The 12,503-nt window shown below is 35.5% G+C and carries 9 protein-coding genes and 1 pseudogene; 8 read left to right on the top strand and 2 right to left on the bottom strand.

Going from position 1 to position 12,503, the window contains the following annotated elements; all coding sequences use genetic code 11:
- Positions 1 to 234 (bottom strand): annotated as a pseudogene (locus SKM54_RS01815) (hypothetical protein); the annotation flags it as partial.
- Positions 235 to 550: 316 nt separating this feature from the next.
- On the opposite strand from SKM54_RS01815, the gene SKM54_RS01810 reads away from it, so the two are divergent.
- The 8 genes from SKM54_RS01810 to SKM54_RS01770 all read left to right on the top strand — a co-directional run bounded on the left by SKM54_RS01810 (position 551) and on the right by SKM54_RS01770 (position 11,289).
- Positions 551 to 1,105, top strand: coding sequence for a hypothetical protein (locus SKM54_RS01810; RefSeq protein ID WP_321090861.1), 555 nt, complete (start codon positions 551 to 553; stop codon positions 1,103 to 1,105).
- The gene (locus tag SKM54_RS01805; protein ID WP_321090862.1) at positions 1,102 to 1,224 is read left to right on the top strand and encodes a hypothetical protein; all 123 of its coding nucleotides are present in this window, start codon (positions 1,102 to 1,104) and stop codon (positions 1,222 to 1,224) included. The genes SKM54_RS01810 and SKM54_RS01805 overlap by 4 nt, the downstream gene beginning before the upstream one ends.
- 217 nt (positions 1,225 to 1,441) lie before the next feature.
- Positions 1,442 to 2,824 carry an adenosylhomocysteinase gene (gene ahcY / locus SKM54_RS01800; protein WP_154773487.1) on the top strand — a complete coding sequence of 461 codons (1,383 nt, stop codon included), beginning with the start codon at positions 1,442 to 1,444 and terminating at the stop codon, positions 2,822 to 2,824.
- Between the two features lie 143 nt (positions 2,825 to 2,967).
- Positions 2,968 to 3,804, top strand: a complete 837-nt coding sequence (gene metF, locus SKM54_RS01795) for a methylenetetrahydrofolate reductase [NAD(P)H] (RefSeq protein WP_154773488.1) — start codon at positions 2,968 to 2,970, stop codon at positions 3,802 to 3,804.
- A gap of 27 nt (positions 3,805 to 3,831) precedes the next feature.
- A complete protein-coding gene (locus SKM54_RS01790) occupies positions 3,832 to 4,545 on the top strand; it encodes a 16S rRNA (uracil(1498)-N(3))-methyltransferase (protein WP_154773489.1) in 714 nt (237 codons plus the stop codon).
- 139 nt (positions 4,546 to 4,684) lie between these two features.
- Positions 4,685 to 7,534, top strand: coding sequence for an EAL domain-containing protein (locus SKM54_RS01780; protein ID WP_407061148.1), 2,850 nt, complete (start codon positions 4,685 to 4,687; stop codon positions 7,532 to 7,534).
- 162 nt (positions 7,535 to 7,696) lie between these two features.
- Positions 7,697 to 9,976 carry an NADP-dependent malic enzyme gene (locus SKM54_RS01775; protein ID WP_321090864.1) on the top strand — a complete coding sequence of 760 codons (2,280 nt, stop codon included), beginning with the start codon at positions 7,697 to 7,699 and terminating at the stop codon, positions 9,974 to 9,976.
- Between the two features lie 80 nt (positions 9,977 to 10,056).
- Complete coding sequence (locus SKM54_RS01770) at positions 10,057 to 11,289, top strand: multifunctional CCA addition/repair protein (RefSeq protein WP_321090865.1); 1,233 nt, start codon at positions 10,057 to 10,059, stop codon at positions 11,287 to 11,289.
- 24 nt (positions 11,290 to 11,313) lie between these two features.
- On the opposite strand, the gene SKM54_RS01765 is transcribed toward SKM54_RS01770, so the two are convergent.
- Complete coding sequence (locus tag SKM54_RS01765) at positions 11,314 to 12,429, bottom strand: HNH endonuclease (RefSeq protein ID WP_321090866.1); 1,116 nt, start codon at positions 12,427 to 12,429, stop codon at positions 11,314 to 11,316.
- Positions 12,430 to 12,503 lie beyond the last annotated feature (74 nt).

The raw sequence follows: 12,503 nt of genomic DNA, 5'->3' as shown, positions 1-12,503 counted from the left end.
TTGCCCCCAATCGCCCGATTTTTTTTGAAATAAGATATGAGCGGTTAAATTGTCTTGCTTTGAATTGCCATTTTTAGAACTGCTATTATTTACTAAGTAGCCTAAATCTGTTTCCAAGCGAAAATCTTTATCTACTTTAATTGCACCAGGATCTGTTCTTTTGGGTTCTAAAACGCCTGCATAAGCACTATGCATAACAAAAATACTTCCAACTAAAATCAATATTTTTTGCATGTGATCATGCCTGCATTTAATAAAAACGCGCAAAAATATCACAGCTTCATAGCAAGATTTGAATAAACTCACTTAAATCTACAAATGTGTAATCAATCACAATGTAGCCTTACAAACCTTCACTAAATTTTTAGCCACATTTATTCACTGTTCCACTAAAAAGCGGACTTTATTGTTACTTTTTGATCTGCTATTTGTGAATCTAAGATAGGAGTTTTTCAGGTGTTTTTACAAAATATTTAAACTCCCTAAAAAGATAAATCAATCCCTGCTAACATAGCATTCACTCTAAGATACTGTAAAACAATGTAATAAGATGCATATATCCAAGAATAAGCTCACACAGCCTGAAATCGACTACAACTTTGAAAAATTAAAAGAAGCTATAATCATTGAATATGAAGAAGCTTGGAATAGAAATACTGTTTTAGAAGATAAAATATCTAAATTTCTAACAACGATAAGTATTGTATTTATTGCATACATATATCTAATTATTTCTGATATAACATGGGATATATTAAAAAATGCTCACATATCCTTAGTAACACTATTAATTTTTCTATTTACTTTTTATTTACTTACAGCCACAAATTCAATAATAAATTGTTTAAATGCTTTTCAACTTAATGAATTTAAACGAATCACTAATTTTGATTATTTGCACGAAACTGCAAGTACAAAAAAATCAGTCATATTAAATTGGGAGTTATTCTGCAACTATGATGATGCAAGAATACATAATAATAGAATATTAAAAAACAAAACAAAATATGTGAAAAAAGCTTTAGAATCCCTTAAATTATCAACACTTACTTTATCTATAAATATATTCTTTTTATTCTTAGCATTCATAGGAGAAAAAATATGAGTAACCAACCTCAAATTCCAGATATAACACAAAGACCAACTAACTCAACAGGCATTATTATCAAAAGTAATGATAAGCCTCTATCAACAACACATACAACAAGCAAACCACAAAAATAAATTTTTCAAACAACGATGTTCCAAATCTAACCAATTAGATTTGGAACTCGATCACTTTCCAAGTACAATAGTGCCCTAGTCGAGGGGTGCTGCGACGTTTTTACAGGTACATAAATGTAAAATCGCTAGGCTCGACGATTCGGTGACTCTTTCTGACTCATCAACAACGGCATCCGCGAACATAATGATCATTTATTTTTTCTATAAGGAGATCGTAATGAGCGCGGTTAATGCATCATTTACGGATTACAAAGTTGCCGACATCACTTTAGCTGACTACGGTCGTAAAGAAATCAAACTTGCTGAAGCAGAAATGCCAGCGTTAATGGGTTTACGTAAGCGTTATGCTGCGGCTAAACCACTTGCAGGCGCGAAAATTCTCGGCTGTATCCACATGACTATTCAAACTGCTGTTTTAATTGAAACATTAGTTGAATTAGGCGCAGAAGTTCGTTGGACATCTTGTAACATCTTCTCTACTCAAGACCACGCTGCTGCTGCTATTGCTGCTGCGGGTATTCCAGTTTTTGCTTGGAAAGGCGAAACTGAAGAAGAATACATGTGGTGTTTAGAACAACAAATTAATGTAAATGGCACGCCTTGGGATGCCAACATGATTCTTGATGACGGTGGTGATTTAACACTGCTTGTTCATGAAAAATACCCAGAAGTGATTGCAAAAATTCACGGTGTAACTGAAGAAACAACTACAGGTGTTCAACGTCTGTATGAAATGTTACGTGATGGCACTTTAAAAGTTCCTGCAATCAACGTAAACGATTCTGTGACTAAATCTAAAAACGACAACAAATATGGTTGCCGTCACTCTCTAAACGATGCAATCAAACGTGGTACAGATATGTTGTTATCTGGTCGTCGTGCGCTTGTAATTGGTTACGGTGACGTTGGTAAAGGTTCTGCACAATCTCTTCGTCAAGAAGGCATGATTGTACGTGTAACTGAAGTTGACCCAATCTGTGCTATGCAAGCATGCATGGATGGTTACGAAGTTGTTTCTCCATACAAAAATGGCGTTCAAACTGGTAAGAAAGAAGATGTAAATCTTGATCTTCTTCAAAATACTGACCTAATCGTAACAACTACGGGTAACTACCACGTTTGCGATTCAGCAATGCTTGATTCATTAAAAGCAGGTGCTGTTGTTTGTAACATCGGTCACTTCGACACTGAAATCGACACAAATTACTTACGTGGTTACAAGTGGGTTGAAGTTAAGCCACAAGTGCACCAAGTTTATCGTTCAGAAGATGAAAACAACTACCTAATCCTTCTTTCTGAAGGTCGTTTAGTTAACCTTGGTAACGCAACTGGTCACCCATCACGTATTATGGATGGTTCTTTTGCGAACCAAGTATTGGGTCAAATGCATTTATTCGCTGAGAAATTTGCTGATCTTCCTGAATCTGAAAAAGCTGCAAAAATTCGTGTAGAACTTATTCCTAAGAAATTAGACGAAGAAGTTGCTGCTGCAATGGTTGTTGGTTTTGGTGGTGTTCTGACTCAATTGACTCAAGAACAAGCAGACTACTTAGGTGTAGCTGTTGAAGGTCCATTCAAAGCTGAAGCTTATAAATACTAAATTTTTGTTTTACCCTCATCCTAACCTTCTCCCATAGGGAGAAGGGACTAAGTTTTAATTAAAAATGAAGTTTCCTCTCCTCTTAGGAGAGGGTTAAGGAGAGGGCTAAAATTAATACAAGTATTTATAAAAGGATTTGAAAAATGACTAAGCGCGTTCCTATTTCATTTGAATTTTTCCCATCTAAAACAGATGCAGGTGCGGAAAAGTTACGTACAGTTCATAAAGAGCTTCAGTTACTTAATCCTGAATTTTTCTCTGTAACATATGGTGCAGGCGGTTCTACACGCGAACGTACTTTATCTACATTGAATGATTTTAATGGTAAAGGTACACCTGTTGCACCTCACCTTTCTTGTATTGGTGATGACAAAGCTCGAATTACAGAATTATTAGATATCTATAAATCACAAGGTATCGATCGTATTGTGGCACTTCGTGGGGATTTGCCATCTGGTCAAGTGGGTTTAGGTGAATTACCTTACGCACAAGATCTTGTTCGCTTTATTCGTGAACATTCTGGGGATTACTTCAACATTGAAGTTGCAGCATATCCTGAAATGCACCCTCAAGCAGAAAGCTTCGATGCAGACATTAAACGTTTCTGTGAAAAAGCAAATGCGGGCGCAAATGCAGCAATTACACAATTCTTCTTTAATCCAGATGCGTATTTCTACTTTGTAGAACGCATTCAAAAAGAAGGCGTAAATATTCCTGTTGCTCCTGGCATTATGCCAATTACCAATGCAAGCAATTTAATTCGCTTTGCAGATGGTACAGGCGCAGAAATTCCACGTTGGATTCGTAAGCAACTCGCTGCTTATGGCGATGATGCAGAAAGTATTAAAGCATTTGGTCACGAAGTAAACTTAAAGCTTTGCGAACGCCTCATTGAAGGTGGTGCACCTAGCCTACACTTCTATACAATGAACCAAACAGAACCAAACCGTCAGCTTGTTCTAGACTTAGGTTTAGCATAAAGCTATCACCCATTTGAGAGAGATTAAATGCCTCGTTTTTTTATTGAAGCAGAACTAAATGTAGAAACAACTGTTGAACTTACTGAAACAGTTTTTCATCATTGGGTAAAAGTCTTACGTGCTCAAGTGGGTGAAACCGCCACGTTATTCAATGGACAAGGTGGTGAATATGAAGTCGAACTTACCGAAGTTGCAAAAAAATCTGCTTCAGTATTTATAAAAAGTTTTAATGCAGATAATAGAACACCCAAATTTACAACATTGCTTGGTCAAGTGATGAGTAAAGGTGACCGCATGGATTATGCCATTCAAAAAGCGGTTGAATTAGGGGTATCAGAAATTCAATTACTCACATCTGAACGTTGTGAAATGCGTTTAAAGTACGATCGTGACCAAAAAAAATTGGATCATTGGCAAGGTGTTGCAATTGCGGCATGTGAACAATGTGGTTTAAATATTGTGCCCAAAATTCTTGCACCTTTAAGTTTGGAAAAATGGTTAGATTCGGATCTTCCTACGACTAAACTTGTTTTAGCACCAAACAAAGATGAAGTGAATGTCTTAAAAGATGCAACTCGAGATATCGCTTTACTTATTGGCCCTGAAGGGGGCTTAAGTGAAGCTGAAATTTCACTATGTAATAATAAAGGTTTTATTAATTGGTGTATTGGTGAACGTGTTTTACGTACTGAGACAGCACCTATTGTGGCTTTATCAATTTTAAACTTTAATTTAATCTAGAATTCCGACTAAAAAACTTTACTTAATGATTGATTTTTCATGTTTTTCAAACTAATCTCTTGCTGTTGATTAAAATAATATTTATCAATACAACATAGGGATTTATGCTACTGAAATTAGTAGCTTTTAGGTTTATTTCATGGCGGAAATACAAGATCAATCATTTGATCAATACCTTTATACGGCTCAAATATCCGATACCATTCATGTATTTAGATATTTTTTAATCAGTGTTTTTGCAATTTGTTTATTTATTCATTTTATTTATACATTTTTTTATAACACTTCATTTTACTTAAATATTTGGCTAATTTTTACCGAAACATTTATTGGACTTAACCTTCTTTTATTATTCCAATATTTTAGACCTGGACAATACAGTCTCAAAATTGCAAATTATTGGATTCATTTTGTTTGTTTAACTTTAGGAGTTGCAATAGCTTTAGGTATTTCCCTTCTGTATTCGCATCTCCCCCATATCACACCCGAATTTAATACTTTTGAAGCTATTGCTTTAGTTACACTTCTTATTATCGCTTGCTTATTAATTGCTATTACCTTTTTAACACAACGTTTTCGATATTTTTTGCTTTTCTTTTTCCCCGTTATAACACCTTTCACCATTTTTGAATCTTCATTTATATTAAATAATTACCTGCTATTTTTCTTTACCACAAATTTCACGCTGATTTTATTAGTCATTTGCGCTTATGTTTCTACACACTGGCAACGACATTTATCGAAGTTCAATTTCAAAAATACACAACTTGTAAATGATGCAGAATCACAAGTTGAAATGACCAAACAACTCAATGAGCAACTTAATATTGAAATGAAAAAATCACAAGATACCAGTCAAGAACTTCACAATTACTCTCAAACACTTGAAGAAAAAATCAAAGAACGAACTGTCGACTTAGAAAATATCCATCTTGATCTTAAAAATAAACAAACAAATCTTGTACTTGCACATGAAATAGCGGGTTTAATTCCTTGGGATTGGAATATTACAAATAGAAAAATAACACTTACCGATAAATTAAACAGAACACATCTTAAAAACTCAGATTTACATCGTGCAAAATTACTCAGTCTAATTCACCCAGATGATTTAGAACATTTTAAAACAGAAATGCGGCTTCACCTGCGTGGACTTACAGAACGCTTTGAAGCAACTTATCGTGTAAAGCAATATGATGATAAATGGTATTGGGTACATGATATTGGTAGCGTAATTTTACGTGACCCTCGTTCCAAACGTCCTTTACATATGGTTGGAATTCGCCGTGACATTCACCAAGAACGCCAAGATCAAGAGCGTCTTAAACTTACAGCAAGTGTGCTTCAACAAGCTGCTGAAGGAATTATAATTTTAGATGAAGATTTTAAATATATTGAAATTAATCCCTTCTTTGAACAAATAACAGGATTTAAACGAGAACAAATTATTGGCAAACATATTTTTGATATTACTGAAAATTATAAAGCTCGACAGCGAAGCAATCACAATCAAATCATTACACAAATTATGCAAAATGGCATTTATGATGGTGATGTAACCGAGAAGTTCCTCTCTGGGAAAAAAACAGCAATTCGCTTTCATATTAATGCGGTTAAAGATGAACAAAACCGAACCATTAACTACATTGGTATTATTTCAGATTTAACAGAACAAAAATTACAAGAACAACGATTATCTTATTTAGAAAATTACGATAAATTAACCGATTTACCAAATCGCCTTTATTATCACGATCAACTCCATCAGTATTTAATGAGTCAAAAAGACTCTATTCAACAACTTGCTATTATTCGTTTAAACATCGACAGATTCCGTCCAATTAATGAATATTTAAGCAATCGTGGCGGTGATGAGTTATTACGTCAGTTTTCACAGCGTCTAAGACTTGTTACATCAGAAGCATTTATTGTTGCACATTTAAATAGCGATAACTTTGCCATTGTTTATGAAGTTTCACATATACGCCCTTCTATAAATGAACACTGCGAACGCATTACCAAAGCACTTCACACACCTTTTAATTTAGATGATCAAGAACAGTTTATTACTGTTTCTATGGGAGTTTCATTTTATCCAGAACACGGTCGCCAAATTGATTATTTAAATAACTGCGCGGAATTAGCTCTATTCGAAGCAAAAAGATTAGGCGGAAATACTGTTAAGATTTACTCAAATGAAATGAGTAGAGTCGTAGATGAAAGTAATCAACTCGAACGTGAACTTAGACATGCTATTCATAATGATGAATTAATTGTTCATTATCAGCCAAAGGTATATTTCGAAAACCACAAAATTCAGGGCTTTGAAGTACTTGTAAGATGGCAACATCCTACCAAAGGTCTTATTCCACCAAATATCTTTATTCCAATTGCAGAACAAACAAGCTTAATTTCTGAAATTGGGCAAATTGTAATTGATAAAACGGCCCAACAAATTCAAATTTGGAAAAGTATGGGTTATGAAGATATTCGTGTATCGTTTAATGTTGCTGCACAACAATTACATCGTGGAAACTTATTAAACACGATTGATACAGCGATCAATAAATATCATATTTCTGGGCAAAACTTAGAACTCGAATTAACAGAGTCAACCTTGCTCGAAAACTCTCATGCTATGAAAAAAACCCTCGAAGAAATTAGCAAACGTGATATTCAGATTTCACTTGATGACTTTGGCACAGGATATTCATCATTATCTTATTTAACCGATTTCCCAATTGATATTCTAAAAATTGACAAAAGCTTTGTGTCTAAAATTGGACAACCTAAACAAGAAGCAATTATTAGTGCAATTGTCACGATGGGACAAGCAATGGGTATGACAATTGTTGCGGAAGGAATCGAAACAGCTGAACAACTTAATTTCTTAAACAATTTAAATTGTCACCTTGCTCAAGGCTACTTATTTTCTAAGCCTTTAACAGAAACTGATGCAACAAAATTTTTAAAAATGAATAGCGCATAAATTGAGTAACCAACCCTATACAAACACACACAATCAAGGACTTAAGAATGCACGAAATTTGAGCTTCTTTGGCTGTCCGAAAAGATCAACTAGTGGTATATTCCTAAGGGACATAATATATCCGCTAGACGTACTAGCAATAATGTAACAAAAGAGATAAAGATGGACGATCAATCATTAAAGCAGCAAGCTTTGTATTACCACGAATTTCCTACACCAGGAAAAATCAGTGTTACACCAAGTAAACAACTCATTAACCAGCATGATTTAGCACTCGCTTATTCACCTGGTGTTGCTGCACCTTGCTTAGAAATTGAAAAAGATCCATCAAAAGCAGCTTTGTATACAGCTCGCGGAAACCTTGTTGCCGTAGTCACTAACGGTACAGCAGTTTTAGGTCTAGGGAATATAGGGCCCTTAGCATCTAAACCTGTAATGGAAGGTAAAGGTGTTCTTTTCAAAAAATTCGCAGGTGTAGATGTTTTTGACATCGAAATTGCTGAAAATGATCCAGATAAAATTGTAGATATTGTTGCTGCATTAGAACCAACTTTTGGTGGTATTAACCTTGAAGATATCAAGGCACCAGAATGTTTCTACATCGAGCAAAAACTACGTGAACGCATGAATATTCCTGTGTTTCATGATGACCAACATGGCACATCTATTATTGTAGGTTCAGCATTATTAAATGCACTTCAACTGAATGGCAAAAAAATTGATGAAATCAAAATTGTTGCTTCAGGTGCAGGTGCTGCTGCCCTTTCTTGCTTAAACTTACTTTGTGCACTTGGCGCGAAGAAAGAAAACATCATTGTTGCCGATTCACGTGGTCTATTAACGACTCAACGTCAAGGTCTTGATGAATCTAAAAAAGCATATGTACAAGATATTCAAGCGACTGAACTTGCTGATGTAATGGCTGGTGCAGATATGTTCTTAGGTCTTTCTGCTGCTGGTATCTTAACGCAGGATATGGTTAAGCAAATGGCAAAAGATCCAATCATCTTCGCTTTAGCAAACCCAGATCCTGAAATTTTACCTGAACATGCACATGAAGTACGTGATGACGTAATTATGGCAACAGGTCGTTCGGACTATCCAAACCAAGTAAACAATGCACTTTGTTTCCCATATATTTTCCGTGGTGCTTTAGATGTTGGCGCAACGACAATTAATGAAGAAATGAAAATTGCATGTGTACATGCAATTGCACGTATGGCACACGTTGAAGCAGATGCTGCATCTTATGGTGAAAAATCTGCATCATTTGGTCGTGAATACTTAATTCCACGCCCACTTGATCAACGCTTAATTCTTGAAATTGCGCCTGCAATTGCACAAGCAGCAATGGATTCTGGTGTAGCAACTCGTCCTATCGAAGATTTTGCGCACTATCGTCAACGTTTGTCTGAGTTTGTTTATAACTCTGCATTCATGATGAAACCTATTTTTGCTCAAGCAAAAACAGATCCTAAGCGTATTGCTTATGCTGAAGGTGAAGATTTACGCGTTCTTCGTGCAGTTCAAATTGCGGTAGATGAAGGCTTAGCTAAACCTATCTTGGTTGGTCGTACTGCGGTAATTGAAGCAAATATTAAGAAATTGGGCTTACGTCTTGAACACGGTGTGAACATCACAATTATTGATCAAGAAAAGAATGAAAATTACGAAAAATTTGCAGATGATTACTACACAATCATGCAACGCAAAGGTGTAACACCTGAGTATGCACAGCGTGAAGCTCGTCGTCGTTCTACACTTATTGCTGCAATGCTTGTGAAACACGGCTTAGCTGACGGTATGTTATGTGGGACGTATTCTAGTTACGACATTCATTTAGACTTCGTTCGTAATATCATTGGCTTAAAAGAAGGTCGTAATAACTTCTTTACGCTAAATGCATTAATGCTTGAAGATCGTAACTTATTTATTGCAGATACTTACGTAAATACTAATCCAACTGCTGAACAACTTGCTGAAATGACAATTTTAGCGGCTGAAGAAGTACGTCGTTTTGGTATTACACCACGTATTGCACTTCTTTCGCATTCTAGCTTTGGTTCAGATCAAACTGACCCTAGCGCACAAAAAATGCGTAAAGTGTTTGAAATTTTAAGTGAAATTGCACCAGAGCTTAAAGTTGAAGGTGAAATGCACGGTGATGCAGCACTTGATGAAAATATTCGTCAATTTGCATTCCCGAACTCAAGCTTCAAAGGTTCTGCAAACTTACTGATTATGCCAAACCTTGATGCTGCGAACATTTCATTCAACTTGTTGAAATCGACTTCTGGCAACAACGTAACAATTGGTCCTATTCTTTTAGGTGCTGCAAAACCAGCTCATATTTTAACACCAACAGCGACAACTCGTCGTGTTGTGAATATGACAGCGTTAACTGTTGCTGAAATTCAAGAAAACGAAAAAGAAGCGCTATAATCGGGCTGTAAAGACCGCTTTTTAGACTTGAGAAAACCTCTATTCTGTTGCATGATGGCTTCAAGAATAGAGGTTTTTTCATGCAAGTTTATTTAGTAGGCGGTGCTGTTCGAGATCATTTACTCGGTTACCCCTATCACGAAAAAGATTACGTCGTTGTTGGCGCAACGCCTGAACAACTTATCGCCTCGGGCTATCAACCTGTGGGTAAAGATTTTCCTGTTTTTCTACATCCAGATACTAAAGATGAATATGCCCTAGCCCGCACAGAACGTAAGTCTGGACACGGTTATCACGGCTTTTCATTTTATACAGACCCAAGTGTGACACTTGAGGAAGATTTAATTCGTCGTGACTTAACCATCAATGCAATTGCAATGGATGATGACGGGAAAATCTACGATCCTTACAACGGTCAACAAGATTTAAACAATAAAATTTTACGCCACGTATCAATTGCATTTATTGAAGATCCTTTACGTGTTCTTCGAATTGCACGTTTTGCTGCACGTTATAAAGCTTTAGGGTTTTCAGTTGCTCCTGAAACTTTAGAACTTATGAAGCAACTTGCTGAATCTGGTGAGTTAGAAGCTTTAACGCCAGAACGTGTATGGAAAGAAACATCTCGTGCACTAATGGAAAATCATGCAGACGAATACTTTGAAGTATTACGTGCTTGCGGTGCATTAAAGGTTTTATTCCCTGAACTTGATGCACTTTACGGTATTCCTCAGCGCCCTGAATATCATCCTGAAATTGATTGCGGCATTCATACCATGATGTCTTTACAACAAGCGTGTAAAGCCAATTACAGCTTAGACGTACGCTTTGCTGTTTTGGTTCATGACTTGGGTAAAGCACTGACACCTAAAGATGAATTACCACGTCATATCATGCATGAAGAACGTGGAATTAAACCTGTTACAGAAGTCTGTGATCGTTTAAAAGTACCAACAAATACGAAGCAACTTGCGCTTGCTGTATGTAAAGAACACTTGAAATGCCATCAAGCTCTAACTTTAAAACCTGGTACTTTGTGGCGTTTGTTACAGCGTTTAGATGTATTACGTCGTCCTGAACGTGTGGAAGCTTTTGTTCAAGCGTGTGAGTGTGATTCTCGTGGTCGTTTAGGCTTAGAAAACCGTGAATATCCTCAAGCTCAATATATTTTTGATGTTATTCAGGTGGTACGAAACATTAAAGCACAAGACTTACCTACCGATGTTAAAGGTCCAGAAATTGGTGAAAAATTAATTGAGCGTCGTATTCAAGCGATTGCTGAACTTAAACATCAATATGCTGAAAATGCATAAATAAAAAGCCCCAATTGGGGCTTTTTATTTGTTTAAAACATTTCTTTCGATATACGGCTGTAAATATTCAATAATTTTTAATGAAATATTATTAGCATTCTCTTCCTCTGATTTTGACGAGTCATGGAATTTTTGACCATGCTCCACTGCTTTTTTCATTACCCTCTTAAATTCACGCTCTTGTGAAAAAGCAACAGCTCTGCTCATTATTGCTCCTATAGCACTTTTATAATTTTCTATATCGTACTTTTCATCATTATAAATTTGTTGAATATCCTCATTGGAAAAGTTTAATTTAATTTGTAAATTAAGTAACGTCCCCTTCATTGGATCAATGGCATAAACAGCTTCAATATTTTCACCACAATAATTATCTGATAACAAAATCACCATTCTCATAAAGCCGAAATATTCAACATATCCGAAAATTTTTTTTGATTTCTTATCTGCTTGTATTTTTACACAGTGCAAAGGACATCCTATTTCCCTATTTTCAATTAAATCCTTTTCATAGTAATAACCAAAGCATGCCTCTCCATTATTAATAAGATAGTTTATTGCAGCTTCACATTCAAATGGATTTATCCCTGCATCAAATGCCAAAGCAAGCGCTGTTTTTACCACTGATCTCCCTGCTTTTTCCCCACCAAAATTTATACTATGCCCAATAGGTTCATTTAAATATGAATCTTTTATTACTATTTCATTTTTTATACATTCTATATTGGTATCCGACAGATTATGCTTTTTGGCAATGCCTTTTAAAATTTGTAAAGCTTCTTTTTGAGTTCGAGCCTGAATGGAAATTTTAATTTTTTTGTCTTCTAATACTTGTGTAAAAAATTTTGGTCTTAACAACTGAAATGTACCATCATTGAATTGAATATATTCTTTGCCACTCAATGTTTTCACTTTTAAAGGAGCAACATCTCCCCTCTGTCTTTCAATCCCAAACATTGTACAAAATAGAGCTAATTGCTTAAAGAGCTCAGAATCCCATGTTTCACCAGTCATATTATTACAATCAATACAGATGAAATTTCTTACTATTTTTCTTCCACCAATAGAATTAGGAATAATATGCTCTTTTGAATTATTTTCTAGTCCAATAATATTATTACAAATAAAGCATGTATTCACTTACATCCCCCCTGAATAACTGTTGAGTTTTTATTCTAATATTTAAGATAAATGCCTAATCAATTTGATTAGGC

Source organism: Acinetobacter faecalis (assembly GCF_034187745.1).
Classification (GTDB): Bacteria; Pseudomonadota; Gammaproteobacteria; order Pseudomonadales; family Moraxellaceae; genus Acinetobacter; species Acinetobacter faecalis.
Note: the sequence above shows the minus strand (reverse complement) of the source record. Positions and strands in the feature narration are given on the sequence as shown.

What these genes read in the sequence shown, in the direction of transcription:
- SKM54_RS01810 (WP_321090861.1), top strand. Translation starts at nt 551, where the DNA reads ATGCATATATCCAAGAATAAGCTCACACAGCCTGAAATCGACTACAAC.
- SKM54_RS01805 (WP_321090862.1), top strand. Translation starts at nt 1,102, where the DNA reads ATGAGTAACCAACCTCAAATTCCAGATATAACACAAAGACCAACTAAC.
- ahcY (WP_154773487.1), top strand. Translation starts at nt 1,442, where the DNA reads ATGAGCGCGGTTAATGCATCATTTACGGATTACAAAGTTGCCGACATC.
- metF (WP_154773488.1), top strand. Translation starts at nt 2,968, where the DNA reads ATGACTAAGCGCGTTCCTATTTCATTTGAATTTTTCCCATCTAAAACA.
- SKM54_RS01790 (WP_154773489.1), top strand. Translation starts at nt 3,832, where the DNA reads ATGCCTCGTTTTTTTATTGAAGCAGAACTAAATGTAGAAACAACTGTT.
- SKM54_RS01780 (WP_407061148.1), top strand. Translation starts at nt 4,685, where the DNA reads ATGGCGGAAATACAAGATCAATCATTTGATCAATACCTTTATACGGCT.
- SKM54_RS01775 (WP_321090864.1), top strand. Translation starts at nt 7,697, where the DNA reads ATGGACGATCAATCATTAAAGCAGCAAGCTTTGTATTACCACGAATTT.
- SKM54_RS01770 (WP_321090865.1), top strand. Translation starts at nt 10,057, where the DNA reads ATGCAAGTTTATTTAGTAGGCGGTGCTGTTCGAGATCATTTACTCGGT.